This is a genomic window from Acidimicrobiales bacterium, from assembly GCA_041394185.1.
In the GTDB taxonomy this organism is placed as follows: domain Bacteria; phylum Actinomycetota; class Acidimicrobiia; order Acidimicrobiales; family Poriferisodalaceae; genus JAAETH01.
On record JAWKIQ010000001.1, the window covers coordinates 1,270,213 to 1,296,747 of the forward strand.

The window sequence follows — 26,535 nt, forward strand, 5'->3', positions numbered from 1 at the left end:
GCGCTATCCAGTCGGTGTCCGGCTCTTAGCGACAACCGCCGAGGCCGACCGCACTTGTCGCTAAGACGTGGACGCGGACGTACACGTACACCACTGCCGGTGCGGTCTAGCCTGCAAGACATGGCTCTCCCAGTCGAAGTACCGGTACCGACGGTGAACGCTCGCCGAGGCATGGTTTGCAGCGTCGACCACCTGGCCTCGGGCGCGGGTGTTGCCATTCTGCGGTCGGGCGGTAACGCCGTCGACGCCGCCATCGCGACCTCGGCGGTGCTGGCCGTAACCACCCAGCACCTCTGCGGAATGGGTGGCGACCTGTGGGCCATAGTCTCCGAACCCACCTCCACCCCAGCAGTGTTGAACGCTTCGGGGTGGGCGGGTTCTGGTGCCGACCCAGACCGGGCACGGTCTGAAGGTCTGACAGAACTCCCTCTATTCGACGACATCCGCATCTCGCCGGTGCCGGGTTGTGTCGATGGCTGGATCGCGCTTCATCAGCGCTACGGGCGCCTGCCGCTCGGCCAGGTTCTCGAACCCGCCATCGACGCGGCAGCGGAGGGTTTTCCCGCCGCTCCCCTGCTGGTGGCGTCCATGCCGCGGGTCGCTCACCACCCCTGGGCTGCCGACTACACCGCCTCCGGACCACTGCGGATCGGCTCTTTGGTCAGGCGACCCGGGGTTGCCCGCACCCTGAAGGCGGTCGCCGACGGCGGGCGCGACGCCTTCTACCTGGGCGAGTTCGGCGAGGGGCTGTTGGCCCTCGGCGGCGGCGAGTACACCCGCGACGACCTCGAACACGTCCATGCCGACTGGGTCGAACCCGTGCGCGTCGACGCCTGGGGTCACACCCTTTGGACCACTCCACCCAACTCTCAGGGTTACCTGTCGTTGGCCGGCGCTTGGATCGCCGACGGCCTCGACCTGCCGGGCGACCCCGATGATCCCCTTTGGGCACACCTGCTGGTCGAGGCGGCACGCCAGGCCGGGTTCGACCGACCCGAGGTGCTCCATCAAGACGCAGACGGACAGGCTCTGGTCGCCCCCGAACGGCTGGGCCCCCGCCGCGACCTCATCTCGACCGAAGCGGCCAGTGACCTGCCCAGCCCCGGGACGGCGGGCGACACGATCTATCTGTGCGCCGTCGACGCGGACCGAATGGGCGTGTCGCTCATACAGTCCAACGCCGGCGGATGGGGCAGCGGTCTGGCCGAACCCTCGACGCGGATCTTCCTGCACAACAGGGGGCTCGGGTTCAACCTGAGGGCCGGCCACGGGGCCGAGTATCGCCCGCGGCGCAGACCACCACACACCCTGTCGCCCGCCATGATCACCAACCCCGACGGATCGTTGCGAACCGTGTTGGGGACCATGGGCGGAGACAGCCAACCCCAGGTGGTGCTGCAGATGCTGGCCCGCCTGCTTCACAACGGGCAGTCGCCGGGGCGCACGGTGGCGTCGGGGCGCTGGCGTCTCTACGGCGACAACCCCACCGGATTTCACACCTGGGCCGACCCGGCCGGTCTGGTCGTGGAGATCGAGGGCCACGCGCCCCAGTGGGCTGCCGGCCTCGAAGCGCGAGGTCACCGGGTGCGTCATCTGAGCCGCCACGACAGCGCGTTCGGTCACGCACACATGATCGACGTTGGCAACGATGTGCTGACCGGTTGCGCCGATCCGCGATCGATTTCAGGAGCGGCCCAGGGCTTCTAGCCCGTGGGTTCGAGCCTCACTACTGAGGATCGATGGCCGCAACCTCGATGCGGCCGGGGCCCAGCTCGCGGGCCGTGCTGAGCGCACGTTCGGCCTCGCCGAGCAGGTCGGTGGTGCTCATGGCATGGCTCGGATAGCAGGCCAAGCCTGCCGACACGGTGACGACCTCGCGTGCAGGGGTCTCCAGCAGAGCTCGCCTGATGCGATCTGCGGCCCACACCGCACCGGTCTCGGACGTGTCGTCCAGAACCGCGGCCAACACGCCTTCGCGAAGCTGGCAGATGGTGTCCGAATCGCGCAGCGTGTTCTGCATGACGCGGGTCAGCACCCTCACCGCATGATCACGGAGATACGGGGCGAAGCCGGCAAAGTCGTCGATCTCGACTATCGCGACGGCCAACGGCTTTAGCGTGCGACGGGCCAGAGCGACCTTTCGATCGACGGCCAACTCGAAGAAGCGGTGGTCGGGAAGCCCAGATACGGGGTCGCTGAGCGACTCGGTACGAGCGGGCATAGGTCCGCTGTTCGGCATCTCGTGCTCCTGTCGGGGGTCTTCCATATCTCGAGCCCAGTCTTCGGTCTCGCGCTACGAGTGGCCAGGGTGCCACGGCGCGTCGACGTTCTCAAGCATGCCCATCGGCATATCCGAGATTTCCCTGAGAGGTTGGTCACAAGGCGCCTAGTAACTTCATTGTCCATGAGAATCTGCCGTTTCACCGAATCGTCGTCCAGCGCAGGTGCCGCCGGGCTGGGCATCGTCGTCGACGCCCCCGACGAAGGGCCCCTGACCGTCGCCGACCTTCGGGCTTCTGGTGTCGGCTCAGACCTCGGCGAGCTGTTGGCCGCCGACCAGAACACCCAGCGGCTGAGCGGCCTCGCCGAGGCAGCACCGACAATCCAGATCGAGCGTTCCCAGCTGCTCGCACCCATTGCCAGACCGCCCGAGTTCCTGGCCATCGGGCTCAACTATCGGGCCCACGTGGCCGAGGGCGGTCGCCCCGACCCCACCACGCCGGTTGTGTTCAACAAGCAGGTCACCTGCGTGACCGGGCCCCACTCCCCCATCCACATCCCCGCCGCTGCCCCAGACCTGGTCGACTTCGAAGGCGAACTTGGCGTGGTCATCGGTAAGCGCTGCCGTCACGTGCCCGCCGAGCGGGCCTACGAGGTCATCGCCGGGTACACCGTGGTGAACGATGTCAGCGTCCGCGACTGGCAACGCGCCAGCCCCACCATGACCATGGGCAAGTCATGGGACACCCACGGCCCTGTCGGCCCGTGGGTCGTCACCCCAGACGAGGTCCCAGATCCGATGAACCTCGACCTGCGCACCATCGTCGATGGCGAGGTCATGCAGCAGTCCAACACCGACAAGATGATCTTCGACATCGCCACGCTCATCGCCCACCTTTCGACCGCGTTCACGTTGCTGCCGGGCACCATCATCGCCACCGGCACTCCGGAGGGTGTCGGCGTCTACCGCGATCCCCAGCGCATGCTGCACCCGGGTTCGACGGTGCGCATCGAGATCGACGGCGTCGGCGCCATCGAGAATCCCTGCATCGCCGAACCCGACCCCGTCTGCTCGATCGGGTGAGTCGCAGCCCCACGGTCGACGCGCTGGGCCGCACCGCGGAGGTGGTGCAGTACTACGAGCTGGGATACGACCCCGTCGCGGCCAACATGCTGCAGCGGGTCAAGGGCAAGGGGTCGACAGGTCCGGTGGTGTACGAGGGCGCCGTCACCTGGAAGGCGACCGACACCGCTGTGGGGCCGGCCACCCTGCGGATTCACCCCGAACCGTCGGGGGCAACCGTCGAGGCGTGGGGCCCCGGCGCCCAGGTGGCCTCCGACCGGGTGCCCGACCTGCTTGGCGCCCGCGACGACCCCGCGGGGCTGCAGCCTGGCGACCCCATCGTGGCCGATCTGATGCGGCGACGACGCTTCGACCGGATGACCCGCACCAACGCCATATGGGAACACATCGTGCCCACGGTCTTGGGACAAAAGGTGCCCACCGCAGCTGCCCGCGACTCGTGGCAGGCCATGTTGCGACGCTGGGGCCGCAAACCGCCGGGGCCCGCCCCAGCCAAGCTGCGTTTGGTGCCCTCACCAGAGGTTCTGGGCAGCGTGGGCTATCACGAGTTCCACCCGCTGAACGTCGAGCGCAAGCGGGCCCAGACCATCATCGCTGCGGCACGCCGGGCGAACCGTCTTGAGGAGGCTCTGGAGATGCCACCAGCCAAAGCGCGAGCCAGGCTGGAAGCATTCCCAGGCATCGGCCCGTGGACCTCGTCGATAGTCGTTCAGCTTGGCCTGGGCGACCCCGACTCGGTCGTGGTGGGCGACTACAACCTGCCCGGCCAGGTCGCTTGGGTGCTGGCCGGCGAGCGCGACGCCGACGATGCCCGCATGCTCGAGCTGCTGGAGCCCTACCAAGGGCAGCGAGCCAGGGTTCAGAACCTCGTCAAATACGCGGGCAGCAAGCGACCCAGGCACGGGGCCAAGCTCGACGTGATCGACCTCACCGATCGCTGACGTCGTCACCGAAGCGCCGCCCGCGCACACCGGTTTCGGCTATCAGGAAGACCACGGCAACCGCTCCGAACACTGCCAGCGCACCCACGAACGCCGTTGTTATCGAGGCCGTACCGCCGGTGAACATGTTCGACAGCGCCACCGCAGCCACCACCGAGGCTCCGGTGGCCAGCGCGTAGGTCGCCAACCGCGACGTCCACAGGCCTCCCGATGCGGGCGCCGCCGGCGATCGCTCGCCCCAACTGGCCACAACACTCGACGCGGTCAGCGTCAGGCCCATCGCCACCGCTTGGCCGGCAACAACACCTTGGGCGGCCGCCGCCCACACCAGCACGACCAGCACCGACCCCACGGCCATCGCCGAACCCGAAGTGCCGATGATGCCGAACGCACTCAGCCCAGCCGCCACCAGGGTCAGCGCCAGGCTGAAGCGGCCGCCTCTGTCAGCCACGTGCCCCAGTGTCATGACCACGGGAACGGCCGCCAGGGACAGGGCTGCCAGCTGCATGGAGATGCGCCCGAGCCGGCTCATCGCTTGCCTCGCCGTTGGATCAGACGACGGTGCCGCTCCATCGCCATCTCGACACTGCTGATCAGCGAATCGCCCGAAGCCATCGTGGTCACAGCTGCGCCCGCCGACCGCAGACGGTCTTCCCAGGCGGCCTCGGTTATCAGTCTCAGCGCAGCCGCGCGCGGTCGATGCGTTCCGACGTCTCGAGCCATGGTTCGACCAGGTCGGAGCCCACGCAAACACGCTGACGTCATGGCCGGCCCGGCGCAGATCCAGGCAAGCATCGACCACAACCGAATCGAACAGGGGCGACACAACCAGCACAGACGTACCTGGACGTATGTGCCGATCGATGTCGAGACGGGTGTGCAGCATGCCGGCCGCCCGCGGACGAGACCTCACCAGCGCAGCCACGAGCCGCTGACGCTGGCGGTTGCCATCGCGTGGCGCTATCCAACGGCGGCGGCCCGACAACAGCAGCAAGCCCACCCGATCCTTGTCCGCCAGGTGGTCGCGAATGACGACGTCGGCCGCCCTGACCGCTTGGTCCGTCAGCGTGGGCCTGGGGTCGCTGGGGCTGAACCCCTCGTCGACGAGGTCGACCACCACCACGACGTCGCGAGCGAACTCGCCGTGCCTGACCGCAGTCCACGTGCCGCCGCGGCGCGCCGAAGTTCGGTGGTCGACGTCGCGCCACCGGTCGCCGGGCTGAAACGGTCGGCTCGAGTGATACTCGACACCCGCGCCGGCGTCTGGCGACGTGTGCAGCCCCGGTCTGCGGGCGGTGCGCCACACCCCAAGGCGGGCTCGCCCCGGCGGCGAGTTGGGCCTCACCCACACCCAGGCACTGGTTCCCACAGCCACCGACCAGCGTGACAGACCAACAGGCGAGGACCATTCGATGGTCGCGACCTCGACCCCGGCCCGGCCCCACCGGATACATTCGACGCCGACGGCTGTGCGGGTCGTCTCGCCGGCCCTCAGCCTCAGCGCCCGAGCGGCGCCCGGCTCGCCTGTCACTTCCTGCCCGTCGAAGCTGGCGACGCGGCCCGTGCCGAGGGCGTTCAACGACACCTCCAGGGTGCCAGCGCGCGACGACTCGACCACCAGCGTGAACTCGACGTCGGTACGTTCGGGCGAAGAGGCCAGCCCCGAGTAGAGCTCGACAGACACGTCTGGTGGATCGGCGCCCACCACGTCGACCAACAGCAGCACCAGCGGGAACGCGGCCACGCTCACCAGGAACGGCTGGCGCAAGACGATGGCGCCCAGAACCGACATAAGACCCAACGCCACCAGCGGGGCCACGCCCACCGACGAGCGTCTGGTCCACGCCCTGACAAGCGACGGCCCGGTGCTCAGCGAACTTCCTCCACGAAGTCCTCTGGGGCTGGTGCCTCGACCGACGACAACAATCTCTCGACGTTCGACGAGGCTGCGACCCCTTCGACCCACTGTTCGGCCCCCAGCACCAGCCGGTGGGCCAGAACCGCAACCGCAACGGCCTTGACGTCGTCGGGCAGTGCATATCCGCGGCCCAGGCGTGCTGCCCTCGACTGGGCCATCGCCACCAGCGCCAGCGAACCTCTGGGCGAGGCCCCCAGGTCCAGGCCCGCTAGGTTGCGGGTGCCGTCGACCAGGCGCACCGCATAGTCGACGACGGCGTCGTGCACCCGAACCGCGGCCGCGCCCTGCCTCAGTTGCGCGACCAAGGCCGCGCCGTCGCCTGCGATCGGGTTCAGGACCAGTTCGGCGGTTCCCCTGTCGATTCGACGTCTGACGATCTCGCGTTCGGAGTCTGCATCGGGATATCCGAGCGAGGCGGAGATCATGAAGCGATCCAGCTGAGCTTCGGGCAGCGGGTAGGTGCCCTCGTGTTCCACCGGATTCTGGGTGGCGATCACGATGAAGGGCGTCGGCAGCCTGTGGGTGAGGCCGTCGACCGTGACCTGGCCCTCGGCCATCGCCTCCAACAGCGCGGCCTGGGTCTTGGCGGGCGCCCGGTTGATCTCGTCGGCCAGCACGATCTGTGCGAACACCGGACCGGGCTGGAACTCGACGGTTCGCTCGGCCGGGTTCCACACCGAAGAACCGGTTACGTCGGACGGCATCAGGTCTGGGGTGAACTGGATCCGCGAGAATTCGAGCCCGGTTGCTTGGGCCAACGAGCGCGCCAACAACGTCTTGGCCACGCCGGGCACGTCGTCGAGCAGGACGTGGCCCCCAGCGGCAATCGCGTCCAACACCAGCTCGACCACGCCGGTCTTGCCGACGATGGCGCGTTCGATCTCGGCGATCAGCTCCGTGTGGGTTGAGGTCACGCGTTGTCTCCCTGCCGGTTGCGGGCCACCGATGCGAGGCAGCCGTGGATGGCCTTCGACACCCTGTCCTGGTGCCAACTCTCGATCGCCGGAGCGCCTTCCAGCAACAGCACCCCGTCGGGGCCGATGATGTCTTCGATCGCAGGCCGGTGCCTGGGATTGTCGAGGTCGAGCCCGTGGCGCACCCGCAGCACGGTCGCCAGGTCTGAGCGCAGCCGGGGAACCACCCTCCAGGTGAGGTCGCTGGGAGCCACTGCGATTCGAGCCATCTGCAGCCGTTCCCTCGATATCGCCAGCCGCGACGCCTTCAGAACACCCTCGTCGGCGTCTCGGCCGTCGGTCTTCGCAACCCGCTCGCCGACTCGGGCAACCAGCCCGGGCCCCACGACGAAGATCAACGAGGCGGTGGTGACCAACGTGATCGTCAGCATCGCTTGGGGTGCGTCGATCTGGTCTGCGATGACGCTGGCGGCCAGCAGCATTGCCACGAAAGCCATCAGGCGCAGTGTGCGGTACACGTCGGCTCGGTCCACGGGCATCAGAGGCGGCGGCACGTGTCCGGCCGCGACGAACCTCACCGCGTCCGAGCTTGCGTCGTCGGAGGTGGCGACCTCGCCGAGACTGCTCACAACGATGCCCCGTCAAACGTCGACATGATCTGCGCTGCGCGTGCCCGGTCGGGGGCCAGCACGCCCGCGGCGACCTCATCATCGGTGGTGCCCATGGCAGCCCGCTGGTAGATATCGGCCAGGTCCAGCGCCTCGGATGCAGATGCACCCAGCCGCGTGGCCACCCTGGCGAAGAACTCGTTGGTGGTCTCGGATCGAAGCCGCACCATCCCTCTTCGCATCATCAGCGCTTCCAGGTCGGAGTAGGCGAAGACGATGGCCTCGCGGTCGTCCGCGGCCGAGCTGCGCAGCTGATCGACCACGTTGGCCAGGTCGGATGCCGTGCCCGCCTCATCTTCGGCTACATCGTCGTTGGACCTGGAACGCCAGACGAGCCACGCTGCGGGTGCTGCTATGCCTGCGCCTGCCAGTGCCAACCACCAGGCGATTGCCCCGCCCGTGGCACGCTCCACATCGTCACCCGACTGTTGTTGCTGGCCTCCGGTCTCTTCTGCGGGCGCATCCCCAGGTCGAAGGAACATACCGAACACGGCAACCGCTGCGCCAAGTGCGATCATGCCGGCGACAGCCTTGAGGTCGATGCCCCTATAGATCGCTGCGACGGCCGCGATGATGCCTATCAGCACCGCCAGACCCCACAGGATCGACACCAGTCCCTGGCCTGACGGTCCCTCGACCTCGGGCTGGACCTGCTCGGTGGGTTCGGAGTCGAACGACACCAACTCGCCATCCCAATTTGAGCCATAGGCGGCTGCGACCAGCGTGAAGGCCAGCAGTGCGCCGATGCTGAGGCGCCTCAGCCCCGGGCTCACCCGAACCCGCCGCTCGCTGGTGCGGTCACTATTGGGCACCGGCTGCCGGAATCTCGATGCGGGCTCCACCGCTGGCGGCTGACCGGTAACAGGCATCGACCACCTGGTGAGCCCGCAGCGCAACCCGCAGGCTGGGATAGGCCGGCCGGCCGGCGGCCACCGCGGCTATGAACTCGCCGTCGGGGTTCTGACCGGCTCCGGGCGATCTCCTGGCCGCCTCGGCCAGCAGTTCTTGGCCGGTCAGCTCGAACGTTTGGCCGCCGTGGGTCCAGGTGACGTCGCCGAACCATTCGCCACGCAGCCGGGCCCACAGGTTGGTGCCGAACACTTCGACGTCGCGGTTGGAGATGCGCTCGAGCAGGTCGTGCCACACCGACAGCATCACGCCATGGAGCCCGGATTCGAAGCCGATGTTGACCGCGATCGAGTCTTCGATGCCCTCGATCTGGTGCACGTAGCGGGTGGTGGCCGACACTGACACGATGGGACCGAACATCCACTCGAGCAGGTCGATGTCGTGGATGGAGTGTTCGATCAGGACGCCTGCGCCGGCCTTGTCGACCTCGGCCCGCCAGGTCGATGCGTAGCGGCCTTGTATCGGCAGGAACTGGTCGTCGCGGAAGGTGAAGCTGAGCAGCTTGCCGCTGTCGGGGCGGTTCGCAACGTCCTTCAGTAGATGGAATACCGGTGATCGGCGCAGCACCAGGCCGACCTGATTGATCACGCCGGCTCGCTCGACCGTATCGACGATGCGCTGGGCCTGCGCCAGGTTGGTACCCAGTGGCTTTTCGCAGAAGACCGCCTTGCCGGCATCTGCGGCCATCGCCACCAGTCGCTCGTGTTCGCTGGTCCAGGTGCAGACGTAGACGGCGTCGCTTCGGTCTACGACCTCCTCTGGTGTGTCGCAAACGGACGCGTCGGTGGCAGCGCCGAAGCGTTCTGCCCGCTCGGTGTCGGGGTCGTGCACGGCCGCCCAGACTGCGTCTGCGCCCGAGGCGCGCAAGCTCTTCGAGTGGTAGGTGGCGATGTTTCCCGCCCCCAGGAATCCGACCGAGATCGTCACGCCGGTCACGTTAGTTGTCTCGGCGGTGGTTTGGCCCAACCGCCCGAACCTGCGCCGGGTCCGACTAGGGTCGGGCCATGGCAAACCCGGTCGTCCTACTCCACGGCTTCACCGGCTCGGTCCGGTCTACATGGAAGCCCACGGGCCTCATGGACCTATTGGCAGATTTTGGTCGAGAGTGCATCGCCATCGACCTTCCGGGCCACGGCACCAGCGAGCTAAAGAGCCACGACCCAGCCGACTACGCCACGCTGGAAGCCGACCTGCTGGCGACGCTGCCGGAGGGACCATTGGACGGCGTCGGCTTCTCCGCCGGCGCACGCATCCTGCTGGTGATGGCATCGATGCAGCCCGAACGTTGGGGCAAGCTCGTCGTGGCCGGAGTGGGCAACAACCTGTTCGAACGCGACCCCGAGCGCGGTGAGCGCATCGCCAAGGGCGTTGCGGGCGAGGCAGACGCCGACGATCCTCACGCTCAGGCGTTCGGGCGCTACGCCTCAGAACCTGGGCAAGACCCAAAGGCGCTGGCGGCCTTCATGCGCCGACCGCATCCTCCTCTGGGGTCCGCTGAATTGGGCCTGGTGACCGCACCCACCGCTGTGGTGCTTGGCACCGAAGACTTCGCCGGACCCGCCGACCCTCTCGTCGACGCTCTGCCCAACGCCACGCTGCACTCACTGCGAGGTGTCGACCACTTCGCCACCCCGAAGGACTTCGGTTTCATCGACGCCGTGCTGGGCCACCTCAGCTGAGAAAATCCGCAACCGCCTGGACGACAGCAGCCGATTGTTCGACCGGAACCATGTGCCCGGCCTCGGCAAACGTCACCAGCTGCGACCCTGCGATGCTGTCGTTCCAGATGGTCGCGTAGGGATCGGGCGGGAACAGTCTGTCGCTGAGGCCCCAAACCAGCAGGGTGGGTACACCGATGCGGTGTACACGCTTGGACAGCCGCCGGTTGGGAATGGGGAACAAGATCTTGCCAGCGGTGCCCAGCCGCCGTGCATTGCCGACGAGGAAGGCCTGCAGCGCCGCGTTGTCGCTGAAGTCGACACCGCCGGTCATGATCTTTTCGCCGGCGACCGGGTCGTGCCACAACACCTCTGCCAGCTCGAAGGGAAGCATGGCGAAGATGTCGGGTACCGGATGATCGTCATGCCACATTCCCGCCGGGCACAACAACACCAGCCGGCTGAGGTCGTTGCGTGCGATCGCCGCCATCTCAGATGCGATCATGCCGCCCATCGAATGCCCCATCAACACCGGCGGCCCGGCGAGGTCGAGTGCGTCGACCAGATCCCAGCCGTGCAGGGCAAAGTCGAGCATGTCCTCTATAGCTGTCTCGGTCTCGTCGGCTCCGTAACCGGGCCAGATCGGGGCATGAACGGTGAATGACTGGGCCAGGGTATTGAGCAGCGGGTCCTGCGCCATCGTGCCGCCCGCTCCGTGGAAGAACACGATGTCGGGCCCCGTTCCGCCTACCAGGACGTCGCCCTCGATGCCCCGCCGGGTGGTGATGCGCTTCGTCTCGAGGGTCATCAGATGCTCCCCCCGTCGTTTGCGCCGGCGTCTCGCATGGCATCGCGCATGGCGTCGGGGCCAGGTGAAGGCGTGCGGGCCGACTCGACCGTGGTCTCGGGCCTGACCCTGTCCTTCATCGGAGTGGGCCACCAGCGAGTGTCGGTCTCGAGTTCTGGCCACAGGTTCTTCAGCTGGGGCATGACCTTCTCGGCGAACAACTGGGTGCTGTAGCGGGTCTTCCAGTCGGGCATGTTGCCCATGTGCAGCAGGCAGAACACCGTGCCGAGGCGCATGTCCTTGATCATCGACTCCATCTGTTCGCGCACCGTGTCGGGCCCGCCGGCAATGACGAACCCTCCCTCGACCAGGTCTTTCCAGGTCAGACGCTGGAACATCTCCTGGTTTTCCTTGCGCAGCTGGTTGAGCTTGCCGGCCTTGATCGTGTTGACGGTGCGATAGCCGGGCGGGTCGGCGAAGCCGGGATAGACGTGCAGGCAGCGGTTGAAGAAGTACAGCATGTGTTCGGCGTACAACTCCTCGGCCTGGGCGTCGGAGTCGGCGACACAGATGATCTGGGCGAACGACGCCCGGCCCGGCGACTCGTCCTTGTCGCGGGCTGCAACCCTCTCCCAGTAGCCCTCCAGCAGGGCCCGGCCGGCCTTGTAGCCGTTGAACGACAGGTACGAGTAGTTGTAGTCGTGATCCAGGCAGAAATCCCACGTCTCGATAGAGCCGCCGCCGGGGATGTAGATGGGTGGGTGAGGTTTCTGGATTGGCCTGGGCCAGATGTTCACATAGCGCAACTGGTTGTACTTGCCGTCGAAAGCGAAGGGTTCTTCCTCGGTCCAGGCCCGGATGATCATCCGGTGGGCCTCGTCGTACTTGTCGCGGGTCAACGCGGGAATCTGGCCGTAGGTGAAGTTGGTGTCCATCGGTGTGCCGACCGGGAAGCCGGCCACCAGCCGCCCGCCCGAGATGACGTCGAGCATGGCGAACTCTTCGGCCACCCGTATCGGTGGGTTGTAAAGCGCTATCGAGTTGCCGATGACACAGATGGCGGCGTTGCTGGTGCGCCTGGCCAGGCCCGCCGCGATGATGTTGGGCGACGGCATGATGCCGTAACCGTTCTGGTGGTGCTCGTTGACGCCGATACCGTCGAAGCCCATCTCGTCGGCGAACTCGAGCTGGTCCATGTACTCGTGGTACAGGCTGTTGGCCCGCTCGGGATCGAACAACTTCGAGTCGATGTCGACCCAAACCGACCGATGGTTCTCCCGGAAATCGTCCGGCAGATCGGGCCACGGCATCAGGTTGAACCAAACGAACTTCACGAGCTTCCCCCTCGTCGCTGGTATTTACGAACGCCCCGAACCCCCGAGGCGACTCCGTATTCTGCGAACTTACTCCATACCCTGGTGAGCCGTGCCAACCACCGTCACCCTCGACGACGGCGCCGAGATCGAGTACCCCGACCTACCGATCACCGAGCGCAGGCTGGAGCTTCTCGAAGTGATCGAGTCGAGCCAGGTCGTTGTCGTCGCGGGCGAAACCGGCTCGGGCAAGTCGACCCAGCTGCCCAAGTTCTGCCTTGAGCTGGGCCGGGGCCGCCCTACCAGGCGCGGCAAACCGCGGCGCATCGCCCACACCCAACCTCGCCGCATAGCGGCGCGCTCGGTGGCCCAACGGGTTGCCGCCGAGCTGGGAGAGGAACTGGGCGGCACGGTCGGCTTCGCCGTGCGGTTCGATGATCGGGTCGGCGACTCGACCCGCATCAAGGTGATGACCGACGGCATCTTGTTGAACGAGATCCAGCGCGACCCCAAGCTGCGGGCCTACGACACCGTCATCGTCGACGAAGCCCACGAGCGCTCGCTGAACATCGACTTCCTGCTGGGACACCTGCGGCGGCTGATCGACGAACGCAGCGACCTGAAGGTGATCATCACTTCGGCCACGATCGACACCGAGCGATTCGCCGCCCATTTCGCCGACGCCCCGATTGTGGAGGTGTCGGGCCGCACCTACCCCGTCGCGGTCCGCTATCGCCCCTATGGCGAGCCCGAGACGCCCTCGGGGTGGGAAGACCTAGACCAGCCCGGCGCAGTGTGTGCGGCGGTCGAGGAGCTGTACACCGAGGGCGACGGCGACATCCTGGTGTTCTTCAGCGGCGAGCGCGACATCCGCGACGCAGCCGAAGCGCTGGAGGCTCTGGAGCTGCCCAACACCGAGATCGTGCCGCTGTTCGCCCGTCTGAGTCTGGCCGAACAGCAGAAGATCTTCTCACCCCACCGGGGCCGCCGCATCGTGCTGTCGACCAACGTGGCCGAGACGTCGCTGACCGTGCCGGGCATCCGCTACGTGGTCGACACCGGCTATGCCCGCATCAGCCGGTTCAACCGGCGCACCAAGGTTCAGCGCCTGCCCATCGAAGCGATCAGCCAGGCATCGGCCGACCAGCGCGCCGGCCGGTGCGGCCGCTTGGGCCCTGGCATCGCCATACGCCTCTACAGCCAGGACGACTACGACAGCAGGCCAGAGTTCACCGAACCCGAGATCCAGCGCACAAACCTGGCTGCGGTCATCATCCGGATGCTCGATGCGGGTCTGGGCGACGTTGCCGACTTCCCGTTCGTCGACCCTCCCGACACCAGGTCGATACGCGACGGCTATGCCCTGCTGGAGGAGCTGGACGCGATACACGAAGCCGAGCTGACCGAGCTGGGCCGTCGAATCGCACACCTGCCCGTCGACCCCCGCATCGCCCGAATGATTCTGGCCGGCGTCGAGCACAACTGCGCCGCCGAAGTGTTGGTGATCGCCTCGGCTCTGTCGGTGCAAGACCCCCGCGAGCGCCCGACGGGCAAGGAGGAGGCCGCGGGCCAGGCGCACGCCAGGTTCCGGGTCAAGGGTTCCGATCTGCTGGGCTGGATCGAACTGTGGCGATATATCCGCGACGAGCGCGCCAGCGGATCCTCCAGCCGCTTCAGGCGCCTGTGCCGCAGCGAATACCTGAACTACCTGCGCATCCGCGAGTGGCAGGAGGTGCACGGCCAGCTGCGCCGCGCCCTGCGCCAGATAGGTGTCGACGTCGCCGACGTGTCCGATGCCGAAGGGCAGGCCCATCCCGACAACGTTCACAAGGCCCTGCTGACCGGCATGTTGTCGCTGGTCGGGCAAAAGGATCCGGAAACCCGTGACTATCGAGGTGCTCGCGGGTCGCGGTTCTCGGTGTCGCCGGCATCGGTCCTGTTTCGCGCCACTCCCCCATGGATCATGGCTTCTGCGCTGGTCGAGACCACCAGGGTGTGGGCCCACTCGGCCGCCCGCATTGACCCTGCCTGGCTGGTCGAGGTCGGCGACCACATGGTTCGGCGGTCTTACGGCGACCCCTACTGGGACGCCGTTCGGGGCTCGGCCAGCGCCCTGGAAAGAGCAACCATCTTTGGGCTGACGATCCACGACAACAAGCCGGTCCAGTTGGGCCGCGTCGACCCCGACTTGGCCCGCGAGATGTTCATCCGCCACGCCCTGGTGGGCGGCGAGTGGCACCAACGCCACCATTTCGTGGCCCGCAACATGCAGCGCATCCGCGAGGTTCTGGACCTCGAGGCCCGCAGCCGCCGAGGTGACCTGTTGGCCGGCGACGAGGATCTGGTCGATTGGTTCGCCCAGCGCATCCCCGAGCACATCACAACCGTCGCCCACTTCGACGCGTGGTGGCGCCGCCGTCGCAAGAAGTCTCCGCACCTGCTGGACCTCGACGTCGACGACCTGATCGACACGGCCGACGAACTGGATCAAGACGACTTCCCCTCGACCTGGCGACACGGCGACGCCGAACTGCCCATCGAATACGTCTTCGCCCCCGGGCTGCCAGACGACGGTGCAACCGTGGTGGTCGACGAAGCGTTGTTGAGCGCCCTCGACCCGGCCGAGTTCGAATGGCATGTGCCCGGGCGACGTCACGAGATAGTCACCCACCTGGTGCGGGCGCTGCCCAAGGAATGGCGCCGCCGCTTCGTGCCGGTGCCCGACACGGTCAACCAGCTGCTCGCCGACCTGGAAGCTCAACCCGGCGTGCGACTGGTCGACGCCGTGCGCCGCGAGCTGGGTCGTCGCGCCGGCGAACCGATTCCCGCAGACCTGTTGACCATGGATTCGGTGCCCGATCACCTGCGCATGCGATTCAGGGTGGTCGACGCCAAGAGCACAGAACTCGCATCCGGTCTCGACCTGGCGGCCCTGAAGGACGAGCTGGCCGTTCGATTCAAGCGTCGCCTGCAGCGCAAGCGCCACCCAATCGAGTGCTCGGGCGCCACCGACTGGACCTTCGGCGAGTTGCCACGCACGGTCGAGGTGGGCGACGCGGGCCGTTCTGCCACCGCCTATCCGACGGTGTTCGACGAGGGAGAGTCGGTCGGCGTGCGCTTGGTCGCCTCCGCCGGCGAGCAGGTCGACACCATGTGGCTGGGAATACGCCGCCTGCTGCGAATGAGGCTGCGCACCCCGGCCCGATCGGTTCGCCACCTGTTCACCCAGGACCTCAAGCTGGGTCTGGCCGTGGGTCCGCACCCATCGACCGAGGCCTGGTTCGAAGACTGTGTCGCTTGTGCACTCGATCATCTGATCGAGCAGACGGCTCTGCCGTGGACCGACAGCGACTATCGACAGCTGGCATCCACCGTCGACGACCGGGCCACCGAAGTGATCGAGTCGGTCGTGCTCACGACCACCGCCATCCTGACGTCCAACCGCAGGCTTCGCGCTCGCATGGCCGACATGGCGACGTCTGAGGTCTATGCCCCAACCGTCGCCGACGCCACCGCCCAACTGGACCGTCTGGTCTACGACGGATTCATCGCCGGTGTGGGCCTGGCCCGGCTGGCCGACATCGGCCGATACCTCGACGCCATCGAGGTGAGGCTCGACCGCGTGCGCAACGACGTAGCCCGCGACCACCGAGCCCTGGTGGCATGCCGTCGCCTGGAAGCCCGCTGGGGCGAAATCGTCGGCTCCATCGGAATGCGGCCGGCCCTCGAAGACATCGGATGGATGCTGCAAGAGTTCCGAGTCGCCCAGTTTGCACAGACCGTCGGGGCCAAGGGACCCGTCAGCGAGAAGCGGATAGCCCAGGCCCTCGACTGGGCACTACTGACCTGAGCTGGTCGTTGTTGCCCGCATCTTTGCGACAACTTCGATCTGGAACGGCGACGCACGGCCGCTTGTCGCAAAGATGCGGGCGCGATCAGCCCCGAGACCTCCGCGGGCCAGAGCCCGACGGTCAGAGTTCGAGGGTCAGGTACAGACTGAAATCGGATTCCGTGTAGTCACCGAAGGGACCACAATCAGAGAACCCGAAGCTGTCGTACAGGTGGATGGCAGCGGCAAATGGCTCGCCTCTTCCCGTCTCGAGGCTCAGCCTCCGATAGCCGCGCCGGCGCGCTTCGGCGACGATGTGGGCCAGCACCGCTCGACCCACGCCCTTGCCCAGGTGCAGATCGTGTGTGCGCATCGACTTCAGCTCGCCGTGAGTCGCTTCGATCTCGTGGAGCGCGCCGCACCCCGCCAGCTCATTGCCGTCCCACACCGACCACACGGTCACCGATGGGTCCTTCAGCCGATCGATGTCGAAGAAGTGGCAGGCCCCCGGAGGTGACGCCTCCAACATGCCCTCCGCGTGGCGCCGCAACAGATCGCGTATCGGTTCGCCCGACAGGTCGTCGATTCGAATATCGAACATCAGATCACCTCGTCCAGTGCGGCGATGACACGGTCGACCTCTTCCACCGTGTTGTAGTGCACCAGAGAAACACGAACCACGCCCTCGGCGAGGTCGATTCCCATCGCCTCTACCAGACGTCTGGCGTAGAAATCGCCATGTCCGACACCGATCGACCGAGCAGCCAAGTGTTCGACAACCACCGAAGGTGCCACCCTGCGTGGCACGAAGGCGATGGTGGGCGCACGCACGGTGTGATCGGTAGACGGCGAACCGACCAGGCGGACGTCGCTCTGGGCGAGGAAATCGAGCAACGGACCCATCAGCACCTGCTCGTGCGCCCCGAAGAGTTGGTAGACCGCTGCGATGCGCTCGAACGAACCGGCCGGCGCCGAGCCGCCCGGATGGTGGTGCTGGTAGAGATCGTCGTAGTAGTCGACCATGCCGGCCACGGCAGCAACCTGGGCATGATCGGGCCCGGCCGGAACCAGCCGCTTGGTCGCCAGGCCGCCGTTGAAGAAATGGCCCTGGTTCGACACACGGTCCAGCAAGTCGGGCCGGCAATACACCACACCCTGGTGGGGACCCCACGTCTTGTAGGTGCTGTAGAAGTACAGATCTACGTCGAGGTCGACCACGTCGATGGCGGCGTGAGGGGCATACGAAACCCCGTCGACGGCCACCAACGCACCCGCCGCGTGGGCCAGGTCGGCAACCTGGGCCACCGGATTGACGGTGGCTGCCAGGTTCGACGCGTGGGTGAAACACACCAGCCGCGTGCGGTCGGTCAACAACGCCTCCAGATCGGCGACGTCGAGCAGGCCAGTGTCAGGATCGACCGACCACTCGACCACCTCGATGCCGGTCTCGGACAAGCGGCGCCACGATCCGATGTTGGCCTCGTGATCCTGGTTGGTCACGATCACCCGGTCGCCGTCGTCGAACAGAGGTCGAAGGGCACGCGCCACCACATAGGTGTTCTGTGTCGTCGAAGGCCCTATCGACACCGAACCGGCCGGAGCGTTGAGGGTTGCCGAAACCGCCGCAAGGCCGCGGTCCATGGCGTCACCGGCCACCTTCGCCGGACCCGCAGGGCCATAGGGCTGCACCTTCGAAGACCGGTAGAAGCCGCACAAGATGTCGGCCACCCGGTCTGGAACGTAGCTGCCTCCTGCATTCTCGCAGTGAGCCCAACCGGCCAAAGCCGGATCTTCGAAGGCCGCGAACTGTGAACGTACGAAGTCGATGTCGAGCCGAAGCGAACTGTGCATCTCCGGCACGCTAGCTTCGGCTCCCGTGGACGCAGAGCTTTGCGCAATCGGAGACTTCGCCTGGGACGTGCTGATACGCACCAACACAGAGCTACTGAAGGGCGGTGACACGTTCGGCGAGGTGATGTTGTTGCCAGGCGGCAGCGCCGCCAACGTGGCCGTGTGGGCTGCCCGGTGCGGCATGCCGACCCGGTTCGTGGGCAAGATCGGCCGCGATCGAATGGGCCAGATGGCCCACGAGAACCTCCAGCTCGAAGGCGTCAAGGCCTACCTGGTCGAGTCCGAAGCCCACTTCACCGGCTCGGTTGCCGTGTTCGTCGACCACACTGGCGAGCGTTCGATGGTGTCTGGCCATGGTGCCGACTTCTTCCTGCTGCCATCCGAGCTGCCCAAACCGATACTGCGGCAGGCGTCGCACCTGCACCTCACGGCCTGGTCGTTCTTCACAGACCCACCCCGTGAGGCGTCGCGCGAGGCTGCCAGGGTCGCCCAGCAGGCCGGGGCCACGCTGTCGTTCGACCCAGGCTCGTTCCAGATGATCGGCGAGATGGGTGTCGACCACTTCCTCGAAGTCACCACCGACCTGGGCATCGACATCTTCTTGCCCAACAAGGAAGAAGGCGCTGTGCTGACCGGCGAGTCAGAACCCACCGCCATCGCAGCCAGACTCGACGACCTGTACCCCAGCGCTCTCATCATCTTGAAGCTCGACGCCGACGGAGCGCTGGTGTACCAGAACGGCGAAGCCGCGCACATACCGCCCGCCACCAACAACCTGGTCGATGCGACGGGTGCGGGCGATTCGTTCGCCGGGGCGTTCCTGGCCCGCTACCTCGAGGGCAGGCCCGCTGTCGACGCCGCCGCCTACGCCACCAAGGTGGCTGCGTGGGTCATCGAACACACCGGCGCCCGACCAGATATCGATCGGCGTCTGGCGTCGTTCCTCTAGGCGCCGACCGGCGCCATGTCGAAGTCCGCGTACGACGACAACGCCACGAACGGGATGCCCCTACGCCGCAGTTCGCCGACGGCGACCTCGCCTCGGTTCAGCAGCGTGGCGGCACCAACAACCTCGGCTCCCGCAGCCTGAACCACGTCGATCGCCTTGAACATCGACCCACCAGTCGACACGACATCTTCGACAACCAGCACCCTCATTCCGGGCCCGACGTCGGCGCCTTCGATCTGGCGGCCGGTACCGCGGTCCTTGGGCTCCTTGCGCACGAAGAACCACGAACGATCGGTCACCATCGCCAACCCAACCGCCAGATGGTCGGCGCCCAGGGTCAACCCACCGGCAGCGTCGAAGGTGATGCCGGCACGCTCGCACAAGGCCGCCATGGCACGGCACGCGAGCCTCAGGTCGGGTGCGGCAGCAAGGCCGGCCTTGCCGTCGACGAAATGACGCGACATGGCGCCCGAGGCCAGCCTTATGGGCTCGTCAAAGACCCGCACCGCCTTGGCCCTCAACAACTCGACGGCTTCGGCAACCAACTGATCGACTTCGGACTCGTTCACGGCCAGCGATGCTAGCCGGGCCGCCTACTTGACGAGGCGGCTGTGCCTATCTGGCCGCCTACTTGACGAGGCGGCGGACCCTCTTGCCGGTCAAGGTGGTGGGCAGCTCGTCGACGATTTCGACCCTGCTCGGCGTCTTGTAACGCGCCAGATGATCGCGACAGTGATCGATGATGTACTCGGGCGTCAGCTCAGAACCCGCGGCCAGCTGCACGTGGGCCACCACCGCCTCGCCAGTGCGGTCGTCGTCCTCGCCCACCACCAGCGCCAGCTCGACACCCGGCAACGACAGCAACACTTCCTCGACCTCGGCCGGGTAGACGTTGAAGCCAGACACGATGATCATGTCCTTGGACCGATCGACCAAATACAGGTAGCCCTCGTCGTCGACCACACCGATGTCGCCGGTACGAAGCCACCCATCGGAGGTCAACGACCGGCCGGTGGCCTCCATGTCTCGCCAGTAGCCGCCGGTGACGTTCTCGCCGCGCACCCAGATCTCGCCGCGGTCGCCGACGGGCACATCGACGCCTTCGTCTACCAGGCGCATCTCGACGCCTGGCAGAGGCCTGCCCACAGACCCCGGCTTGTTGGCGCCGCCCAGGCTGGAGGTCACCAGCCCACCGGTCTCGGTCAGGCCATAACCCTCTGCCAGGTCCAGGCCCAGCCGCTCGCGCACGGCCTGATAGGTCGCCATCGGCAACTGCGAAGCGCCGCTGGTGGCATAACGCACCGACGCGAAACGTTCGGGGCTGGCTCCCGGCGCCGAGGCCAGGGCGGCCCACATCGGTGGCACGCCGGGTATGACGGTCGGCTTGTAACGATCGACCGCCTCCAGAACATCTGCCGGGTGAAACTCTTCGAGCAACACGATGGTGGCACCCACTGCCAGCAGCGAGTTGAGCACCAGGTTCAGGCCATAGATGTGAAACAGCGGCAGCGTCAAAAGGGCGACGGCTTGGCGGGTGCCGCCCTCGCCCAGCAGCTTGCGCAGTTGCTGCTGTGTGGCCAACAGGTTGGCGTGCGACAACGCGGCAGCACGTGGTTCGCCCGAGGTGCCGCTGGTGAACATCAGCGCGGCCTCGCTGTCGGGGTCGACATCCACAGGCGCGAAAGCGGCCCCGGCAACACCGATGATGGGCAGGTGCTTGACCTGGCAGCCGAATGGCTTGCCGCAGAACTCGATCGACGGCACCCGCTCGCAGATCGCCAAGCCCAGCTCGCCTTTGCCATGACCGGCGATGAGGGCCCGGGGCTCGACAGCGTTGAGCTGTCGGCTGGCCTCTGGAACCGGGCTGGAAGGGTTGACCGGCACCGCCACGGCGCCCAGTGCGAACACGGCCAGCAGGCCGGTCACGAACGAGGTCTCGGTGTTGGCGAGGATGGCGACGCGGTCACCGGCCACGATGCCTCTATCGGCCAGCCCGGCCGCCGTGGCCGCGACGCGGTCGCGGAGCTCGCCGTAGCTGACCGGCCCGGCCCGGTCGATCAGGGCGATCAGGTCTGACTGTTGGTCTTTGATTATCGATGCTGCGTTCATTTCGCCTCCGTTCAGGCGTGTTCCAGCAATGACTCGTAGGCGCCGGCGATGCATTCTTTCAGCTCCGCCGGGTTCTCGACTGCAACCGGATCGACGTGCAGCCCCATGTCGAGGCTGCCGCAATAGGAAAGGGTGGTGAGGTTGAAGGCTGTGCCGGCCACGGGGCCCAGCGTGTACAAGGCCTCGACCCGCGCGCCGGCTATGTATGCCTTCACAGGCGAACCCCTGAAGTTCGAGGTCGCGAAATCGATCGAGGCGGCCTCGCGCCTGGCCAGCTGGGTCATGACCGAGGTGGGCAACAGGTTTGCGGCGCCGGCCGCCGCGGCCATCAGCCCCCCGCCGCCCGAGGTGGCCTTGCGCCGCTCGGACATCAGGTCGTGCATGGCGGCGAACCGCTCGGCAACCTCCATCGGGCCGGCCGGGGCGTCGAATGGCACAGGGGTGAAGGCGTTGGACGAGCGGTCGCCCTTGCCGCGCGTGCTGACCACAAAACTCACGTGCAGGCGCTCGAGTTCGACGTCTCGGGCCAGGTGATAGGCCACCGCACCCTCTACTGCGCCGGCCACGAACAGGTCGTTGACCGTTCCGCCCAGGTTTGCCGCGGCAGCCTTTGCCGCCGCCAGGTCAACGCCCAGCACCTCGAGGTGGCGCTTGCGGCTGCGCTCGGCCCACAGGGGCGAACCCGGCTCGCGATGGTCGCCGAACGGCAACTGGTCGACGAGACCGCCGGCCTGCTTCTTGGCGGTCTCCGCGGCGTCGCCGATGCGGTGACGGTCGGCTCCCCAGGTGGCAACCTCGCCGGCAACCGCACGCATCGCGCCCAGCGTCGGCTTGGCGACCTTGTCGAAGAACTGGCCTACGCCGCCCGTCAGCTCGGATCGCAGGTCGTCTGAGGTGCTCGATGCGGCCTCTGAGGCCATCGCTGCCAGAGCGGCGCCCAGGTCGATCGCATCGTCGATCTTCACCCGGCGCTGGAGATCCATGTATGCCAGCGACATTCGCATGGCGCCGGTGCCATCGGCAACCGAGTGGTGCAGCTTCGAGATCAGCGCTCCCCTGCCGCCGGACAATCCCTCGACCACGTGCATCTCCCACAGTGGACGGGTCCGGTCGAAGGGCACCTGAGCCAGGCGCGACGCCAAAGCCCACAGGTCTTCGTCGGTGTCGGCGTTTGACGGCAGCGCGACGAACCGAAGGTGATGCCCCAGATCGAACTCGCGATCGTCGACCCACCTGGGCGCCACCAGACGGCCCAGCGGGGCGTCTACGCGCTGGCGCAGCCTCGGTATCGAAACCACGGCCTTGGCGATGCGCCTGGCGAACTTGTCGCGGTCGATGGGACGATCGAGCAACGTCACCATGGCACCGCTGGGGTTCAGCCACGGGTCTTTCTCGATGTTCCACATGAGCGCCTCGGTGTCGCTCATGACGGACGGCAGTTCGAGATCGTTTTCTTGACTCATGTGTCGGTTCCGGGTCGTCGTTCGGTTTCAGCAGACGGATCGCCGGCGTAACCAGGCGGGTACGTGGCAGCCAGCTCTTCTTCTGTGGGGATGTGGCGAATGGTCGCCTCCACCGGCAGCTCCTGGACTATCGCCGCCATGATGGTGCGGGTGATCTCGTCGAGAATCTCGGGCGTCTCGGCCGAAGGGTCACCGATGGGGAATGCCGACAGGTCGACCGGCGGGCCGACGCGCACCGTGACCGTCTTCGGCGAGATCAGATCGAGCTTGGGCATGCGGGCCGACCGGGGCCAGACCTTTTCGGTTCCCCACAGACCCACCGGAATCACCGGCGTGCCGCTGGCCAACGCCAGACGGGCCGCGCCCCAGCGGGCCTTCAGCTCTGGGTCGAAGAAGGCGGGCCCTCGGGGAATGGTGCCTTGAGGCATCATCGCCACCAGCTCGCCCGCTCGCAGGGCTTCGATCGCCTTGTCGAGCGGCTCGCTGGAGCCGGTGCCGCGGTCGACCCGTATGCCACCCATTGCACTGGCCAACTGGCCGACCACCGGCGCATCGAACACTTCCTTCTTGCCTAGGAATCGAGCCGAGCGCCCCGACATCGCCAGCATCACTGCTATGGCGGTGGGGTCGAAGTAGCTGCGATGGTTGCCCACCACCAACGCCGGCCCGCTGCTGGGCACGTTCTCGACGCCGGAGATGTCAAGGCGCACGCCTGGCATCAGCTCGGGCCGGCCGAAGGCCCTGGCGAAGTCTTGGATCTCGAGTCCGCTGACGGTGGGCACACCCTCGGGTTTGCCCAGGTGACGCACCGGCCAGCCCTTCAGGGCCGCCACCGCTGCCAGGCGTGGGTCGGGGTTGGCCGCCACCGGGTGCCCGACCCCGGCCAGCATCGGCACGTCGAAATAGCTGTCGGAGTACGCCCAGCAGTCGGCCGGGTCTATCTCGTTGCTGCGGCACCAGTCGCGAACGGCCCGCCACTTGTTGCGTTCCCAGACGAACGGCCCGTCGATGGCGCCGGTGAACTTGCCGTCCTCGCTGGCCCACTTGGTGGCGATGACTGCGTCGGCCCCGATGGCCTTGACGAAGGGCTTCACCAATTGTTTGGGGCTGGAGGTCGCCACCACGATCTTGCGGCCCTCGGCCCGGTGTCTGGCGAACTCGAGCGGCACGAACCCGAACAACAGGTCGGTCAGCTCGGGAACCGCCGCCTTGGCCGCCCGCTTGACGGCGTCGACAGGCCAGCCCGCCGACGCCCGAGCCGTGGCCTTGGCCAGGCGCATCGACACCCGCGTTTCGCCGACGATGCCGAAGATGGTGTTTATGGCACCCAGCCCCGGCAGGTCGACCGACGGGCCCAGCCCTTCGGCTGCCAAAGCGTCTTTGAACACCGCCCCCGACGACCCGCCGATGAGTGTTCGGTCGAGGTCGAAGAATGCAGCTCCTGGCGCGGTGGTCATGCCTGTCCTTCCTCGACCGCGCCCGGCGCGGACCTGTTGATTGCCTCGTTGGCCGTCACATACGAACGGTGCACGCTCAAGAGCGCCAGCTTCTGTTCGTCGCTGAGCCTCGGATCGACCCTGATAGCGGTCTCGGTATCGAGAACGTCTTCGTTGGTCGGCCTGGAGTCGAGCAAACCGGCAGCAACCAGCATCGTCTCGACCCTTATGTTCAGCGCCGTCGCCAGCGACTTCAAGACCTTGACCGATGGCTGATGCATGCCTCGCTCGATCTGCGAAACATAGGGGTCGGAGAGGTTGGTGAGCTTGGCGAGCTCGCGCTGGCTCAGCTCCTTCAATCTTCTCTGACTTCGGATGAACGCGCCGAGCCGCCCCCATTCGTCGGGGGCGGTCTCGTCGTGTCGTGGCTGATCAGCCATCGCGTCTCCAGGTACGACCCGAATCGGCCTAAGACTCAGGACTGAGCTTTTGCCTCGGAGGTCTCGTCGGCAACATCTTCGGCCGCGTCAGCGCTGGCAGCAACTTCGTCTGTCTCGCCGCGCTTGGACTTCCAAGCATCGATCAGGCCCGAGGTGAACTTGCGGTTCATCTCGCCGGCCTTCTGGGCGAACTTCTTGCCACGCTCTGCGAGGTTGCCGAACACGTCACCGGCCTTTTCCTTGCGCTTGTCGGTGACCTCGTTGAAGCGCTCGTGCGCCTTCGAGGCCAGGTCTCCGGCCTTGCCGGTGACCTCGGAGAGCTTCGGTGCCTTCTCGGCGAGAACCTCGGAAGCCTTCTCGTTCAGGCCGACGATCTTGTCCTGGACCTTGCCGACGCGCTCCATGACCACATCGGTTGCATTCTCGGCCTTGCTCTCGTCGACGACTGGGTTCTCTTCGATGGGGGTTTCGGTAGCCATGTGGAGCCTCCTCCTTGAATCTGGCCGGAATCTGTGCCGGCCACGCTCGTGCGTACTATCCCAAGCATAGGGACTCGATCCGGGAAAATCACGCAGGTGCGAACTTTTCTTACAAATCGCGCGGCTTGCACCTGCGCGCTGTGTCGGGCAGGCGGGACCGAACGCTCGTGAAGTACGATTGCGGCGTGAGCCCAGACTCCCGGCCCGTCATCGACGATCGCACCGGCAAGTACTACCCAGTTGTAAAGGCCATGCTGGGCCCCGCGTCCCGGCACTTGTGGCGCACCAAGATCACCGGGCTCGAGAACATCCCGGCCAACGGTGGGGCGATCATCGCCCCCAACCACATCTCGTTCCTCGATTCGGCCCTGCTCATGGGAATCCTCCCCCGACAGATCCTGTTCGTCGGCAAGGCCGAATATCTCGACGACTGGAAGACCAAGTACCTGTTCCCCGCCACCGGAATGATCCCCATCGACCGCAGCGGCGGCAAGGCCAGCACCGCGGCTCTGGACGCGGCGGCCGGGGTGCTCGAGTCGGGGCGCCTGTTCGGCATCTATCCAGAAGGCACCAGGTCGCGGTCGGGATTCCTACACAAGGGTCGCACGGGCGTGGCCCGCATCTCGATGCGCACTGGGGCACCGGTCATACCCTGCGGCATAGTCGGCACCGACAAGATCCAGCCGCCCGACGCCGCGTTTCCCAAGCTGTTCCAACACTGCGAGTTCCACTTCGGCAGGCCCATAAAGCCCGATCGATATGTCAAGCGTGGTGCCGATGCCCGCACCTATCGAGAGTTCACCGACGAGATCATGTTCGAGATTCGTGAACTTTCGGGGCGCGAATACGTAGATCGATACGCCGGTGCGGCCGACACCAACACAGAAGAGAAAACGACTTCGGCCGAGGCGCTTCGCACTGCGACCTGAGGTCCACATCTGTCTGGGAGAACTCAAATGCGACGTTCAGCACTCGTGCTCTTGCTCGTCTTCGGCCTGGTTGCAGGCGCCTGCGGAGGGGGCGATGACGACGCCTCTTCGGGCGGATCGTCATCGGATGGGTCGTCGGACACAACCGCGGCCTCCGAGTTCCTCTTCAGCAGCGACTTCGAGCAGGTCTGTCGCGGCATACCGCAGGAGGGCGGATCGGCCGTGGGCACGGCCACCGGTGCCAGCCCGCTGCTGGTGTTCGCCGGTGTCGACCCCGAATACAACCAGGCGTTCGGCGTGGTTCCCGACGAATGGCAGCCCGAGTTCGGCGACGAGGCGACCATCGAGATGGTGCTGTGCCTCAGCCGCACCTCAGAGACCGCGTCCGAGCTGTGCGAGGGCTATCAAGACGATGGCATCGAGTGGGCCGTGCAGACCTTCGACGCCAGCTACGACGTGCAGCTTCGAGCCGCGACCACCGGTGAGGTCATCGCCAGCACCACCCTCGACGCGGTGTCCGACGGCTGTCCGATGTTCTCGTCGTACTCCGAGGGCGATCCCAGCCCGATACCCGACTATGCCAGGCCCGACGACGCCATCCAGGCGTTCGCTGCCGAGCACGTGTTGGGCTGAGCGCC

Annotated in this window: 24 protein-coding genes; 8 read left to right on the forward strand and 16 right to left on the reverse strand. The window is 66.5% G+C overall.

What is annotated here, in order from left to right; translation table 11 throughout:
• The first annotated feature begins 120 nt into the window (after positions 1-120).
• Entirely contained in the window at positions 121-1,707 is a 1,587-nt protein-coding gene (locus tag R2770_05980) for a gamma-glutamyltransferase (GenBank protein ID MEZ5280001.1), read from the forward strand.
• A gap of 19 nt (positions 1,708-1,726) precedes the next feature.
• Here the strand turns inward: R2770_05980 and R2770_05985 are convergent, their stop codons facing one another.
• Positions 1,727-2,239: a GGDEF domain-containing protein gene (locus R2770_05985; GenBank protein MEZ5280002.1), complete on the reverse strand. Its 513-nt coding sequence runs from the start codon at positions 2,237-2,239 to the stop codon at positions 1,727-1,729.
• A 165-nt stretch (positions 2,240-2,404) separates the two neighbouring features.
• Between R2770_05985 and R2770_05990 the strand changes: the two genes are divergently transcribed.
• Both R2770_05990 and R2770_05995 read left to right on the forward strand, forming a co-directional pair.
• A complete protein-coding gene (locus R2770_05990) occupies positions 2,405-3,304 on the forward strand; it encodes a fumarylacetoacetate hydrolase family protein (GenBank protein MEZ5280003.1) in 900 nt (299 codons plus the stop codon).
• Positions 3,301-4,245, forward strand: a complete 945-nt coding sequence (locus R2770_05995; GenBank protein ID MEZ5280004.1) for a hypothetical protein — start codon at positions 3,301-3,303, stop codon at positions 4,243-4,245. Before R2770_05990 ends, R2770_05995 begins: the two co-directional genes overlap by 4 nt.
• Here R2770_05995 and R2770_06000 read toward each other — a convergent pair.
• Genes R2770_06000 through R2770_06020 form a run of 5 tightly spaced genes read right to left on the reverse strand, consistent with a single transcriptional unit; the run spans position 4,232 to position 9,581 of the window.
• Positions 4,232-6,070, reverse strand: a complete 1,839-nt coding sequence (locus R2770_06000) for a DUF58 domain-containing protein (protein ID MEZ5280005.1) — start codon at positions 6,068-6,070, stop codon at positions 4,232-4,234. The genes R2770_05995 and R2770_06000 overlap by 14 nt on opposite strands.
• Before the next feature lie 44 nt (positions 6,071-6,114).
• The gene (locus R2770_06005) at positions 6,115-7,077 is read right to left on the reverse strand and encodes an AAA family ATPase (GenBank protein MEZ5280006.1); all 963 of its coding nucleotides are present in this window, start codon (positions 7,075-7,077) and stop codon (positions 6,115-6,117) included.
• A complete protein-coding gene (locus R2770_06010) occupies positions 7,074-7,706 on the reverse strand; it encodes a hypothetical protein (GenBank protein ID MEZ5280007.1) in 633 nt (210 codons plus the stop codon). Before R2770_06010 ends, R2770_06005 begins: the two co-directional genes overlap by 4 nt.
• Positions 7,703-8,557 (reverse strand): hypothetical protein, encoded by an 855-nt coding sequence (locus R2770_06015; protein ID MEZ5280008.1) that lies wholly within the window; start codon positions 8,555-8,557, stop codon positions 7,703-7,705. Before R2770_06015 ends, R2770_06010 begins: the two co-directional genes overlap by 4 nt.
• Entirely contained in the window at positions 8,547-9,581 is a 1,035-nt protein-coding gene (locus tag R2770_06020; protein ID MEZ5280009.1) for a Gfo/Idh/MocA family oxidoreductase, read from the reverse strand. The genes R2770_06015 and R2770_06020 overlap by 11 nt, the downstream gene beginning before the upstream one ends.
• 77 nt (positions 9,582-9,658) lie before the next feature.
• On the opposite strand from R2770_06020, the gene R2770_06025 reads away from it, so the two are divergent.
• Entirely contained in the window at positions 9,659-10,333 is a 675-nt protein-coding gene (locus R2770_06025) for an alpha/beta fold hydrolase (protein ID MEZ5280010.1), read from the forward strand.
• On the opposite strand, the gene R2770_06030 is transcribed toward R2770_06025, so the two are convergent.
• Together R2770_06030 and R2770_06035 are read right to left on the reverse strand one after the other, a co-directional pair.
• Positions 10,326-11,120, reverse strand: coding sequence for an alpha/beta hydrolase (locus tag R2770_06030; protein ID MEZ5280011.1), 795 nt, complete (start codon positions 11,118-11,120; stop codon positions 10,326-10,328). The genes R2770_06025 and R2770_06030 overlap by 8 nt on opposite strands.
• Positions 11,120-12,433 carry an LLM class flavin-dependent oxidoreductase gene (locus R2770_06035; GenBank protein ID MEZ5280012.1) on the reverse strand — a complete coding sequence of 438 codons (1,314 nt, stop codon included), beginning with the start codon at positions 12,431-12,433 and terminating at the stop codon, positions 11,120-11,122. The genes R2770_06030 and R2770_06035 overlap by 1 nt, the downstream gene beginning before the upstream one ends.
• A gap of 91 nt (positions 12,434-12,524) precedes the next feature.
• Between R2770_06035 and hrpA the strand changes: the two genes are divergently transcribed.
• A complete protein-coding gene (hrpA, locus tag R2770_06040) occupies positions 12,525-16,262 on the forward strand; it encodes an ATP-dependent RNA helicase HrpA (GenBank protein ID MEZ5280013.1) in 3,738 nt (1,245 codons plus the stop codon).
• A 121-nt stretch (positions 16,263-16,383) separates the two neighbouring features.
• On the opposite strand, the gene R2770_06045 is transcribed toward hrpA, so the two are convergent.
• On the reverse strand, positions 16,384-16,842 hold the full coding sequence (locus R2770_06045; protein MEZ5280014.1) for a GNAT family N-acetyltransferase: 459 nt from the start codon (positions 16,840-16,842) through the stop codon (positions 16,384-16,386).
• Positions 16,842-18,092, reverse strand: coding sequence for an aminotransferase class V-fold PLP-dependent enzyme (locus tag R2770_06050; GenBank protein MEZ5280015.1), 1,251 nt, complete (start codon positions 18,090-18,092; stop codon positions 16,842-16,844). Before R2770_06050 ends, R2770_06045 begins: the two co-directional genes overlap by 1 nt.
• Before the next feature lie 25 nt (positions 18,093-18,117).
• Between R2770_06050 and R2770_06055 the strand changes: the two genes are divergently transcribed.
• Complete coding sequence (locus tag R2770_06055; protein ID MEZ5280016.1) at positions 18,118-19,041, forward strand: sugar kinase; 924 nt, start codon at positions 18,118-18,120, stop codon at positions 19,039-19,041.
• Here R2770_06055 and R2770_06060 read toward each other — a convergent pair.
• The 6 genes from R2770_06060 to R2770_06085 are packed head-to-tail and all read right to left on the reverse strand — an operon-like array spanning position 19,038 to position 24,968.
• Positions 19,038-19,610 (reverse strand): phosphoribosyltransferase family protein, encoded by a 573-nt coding sequence (locus tag R2770_06060; GenBank protein ID MEZ5280017.1) that lies wholly within the window; start codon positions 19,608-19,610, stop codon positions 19,038-19,040. The genes R2770_06055 and R2770_06060 overlap by 4 nt on opposite strands.
• Positions 19,611-19,668: 58 nt before the next feature.
• Positions 19,669-21,150, reverse strand: a complete 1,482-nt coding sequence (locus R2770_06065; GenBank protein MEZ5280018.1) for an AMP-binding protein — start codon at positions 21,148-21,150, stop codon at positions 19,669-19,671.
• Between the two features lie 11 nt (positions 21,151-21,161).
• Positions 21,162-22,613 carry a wax ester/triacylglycerol synthase family O-acyltransferase gene (locus R2770_06070; protein MEZ5280019.1) on the reverse strand — a complete coding sequence of 484 codons (1,452 nt, stop codon included), beginning with the start codon at positions 22,611-22,613 and terminating at the stop codon, positions 21,162-21,164.
• Complete coding sequence (locus tag R2770_06075; GenBank protein ID MEZ5280020.1) at positions 22,610-24,070, reverse strand: HAD-IB family hydrolase; 1,461 nt, start codon at positions 24,068-24,070, stop codon at positions 22,610-22,612. The genes R2770_06070 and R2770_06075 overlap by 4 nt, the downstream gene beginning before the upstream one ends.
• A complete protein-coding gene (locus R2770_06080) occupies positions 24,067-24,489 on the reverse strand; it encodes a helix-turn-helix domain-containing protein (GenBank protein MEZ5280021.1) in 423 nt (140 codons plus the stop codon). The genes R2770_06075 and R2770_06080 overlap by 4 nt, the downstream gene beginning before the upstream one ends.
• Positions 24,490-24,524: 35 nt before the next feature.
• The gene (locus tag R2770_06085; GenBank protein MEZ5280022.1) at positions 24,525-24,968 is read right to left on the reverse strand and encodes a hypothetical protein; all 444 of its coding nucleotides are present in this window, start codon (positions 24,966-24,968) and stop codon (positions 24,525-24,527) included.
• Between the two features lie 185 nt (positions 24,969-25,153).
• On the opposite strand from R2770_06085, the gene R2770_06090 reads away from it, so the two are divergent.
• Together R2770_06090 and R2770_06095 are read left to right on the forward strand one after the other, a co-directional pair.
• Positions 25,154-25,897 (forward strand): lysophospholipid acyltransferase family protein, encoded by a 744-nt coding sequence (locus R2770_06090; GenBank protein MEZ5280023.1) that lies wholly within the window; start codon positions 25,154-25,156, stop codon positions 25,895-25,897.
• Between the two features lie 45 nt (positions 25,898-25,942).
• The gene (locus R2770_06095; protein ID MEZ5280024.1) at positions 25,943-26,530 is read left to right on the forward strand and encodes a hypothetical protein; all 588 of its coding nucleotides are present in this window, start codon (positions 25,943-25,945) and stop codon (positions 26,528-26,530) included.
• The last annotated feature ends 5 nt before the right edge of the window (positions 26,531-26,535 follow it).

Bases quoted from the DNA above. Each gene is read 5' to 3' on its own strand.
- R2770_06045 (MEZ5280014.1), bottom strand. From the start codon at position 16,842: ATGTTCGATATTCGAATCGACGACCTGTCGGGCGAACCGATACGCGAT.
- R2770_06080 (MEZ5280021.1), bottom strand. From the start codon at position 24,489: ATGGCTGATCAGCCACGACACGACGAGACCGCCCCCGACGAATGGGGG.
- R2770_06025 (MEZ5280010.1), top strand. From the start codon at position 9,659: ATGGCAAACCCGGTCGTCCTACTCCACGGCTTCACCGGCTCGGTCCGG.
- R2770_05990 (MEZ5280003.1), top strand. From the start codon at position 2,405: ATGAGAATCTGCCGTTTCACCGAATCGTCGTCCAGCGCAGGTGCCGCC.
- R2770_06085 (MEZ5280022.1), bottom strand. From the start codon at position 24,968: ATGGCTACCGAAACCCCCATCGAAGAGAACCCAGTCGTCGACGAGAGC.
- R2770_06050 (MEZ5280015.1), bottom strand. From the start codon at position 18,092: ATGCACAGTTCGCTTCGGCTCGACATCGACTTCGTACGTTCACAGTTC.
- R2770_06030 (MEZ5280011.1), bottom strand. From the start codon at position 11,120: ATGACCCTCGAGACGAAGCGCATCACCACCCGGCGGGGCATCGAGGGC.
- R2770_06075 (MEZ5280020.1), bottom strand. From the start codon at position 24,070: ATGACCACCGCGCCAGGAGCTGCATTCTTCGACCTCGACCGAACACTC.
- R2770_05980 (MEZ5280001.1), top strand. From the start codon at position 121: ATGGCTCTCCCAGTCGAAGTACCGGTACCGACGGTGAACGCTCGCCGA.
- R2770_06065 (MEZ5280018.1), bottom strand. From the start codon at position 21,150: ATGAACGCAGCATCGATAATCAAAGACCAACAGTCAGACCTGATCGCC.
- R2770_06070 (MEZ5280019.1), bottom strand. From the start codon at position 22,613: ATGAGTCAAGAAAACGATCTCGAACTGCCGTCCGTCATGAGCGACACC.
- R2770_05985 (MEZ5280002.1), bottom strand. From the start codon at position 2,239: ATGCCGAACAGCGGACCTATGCCCGCTCGTACCGAGTCGCTCAGCGAC.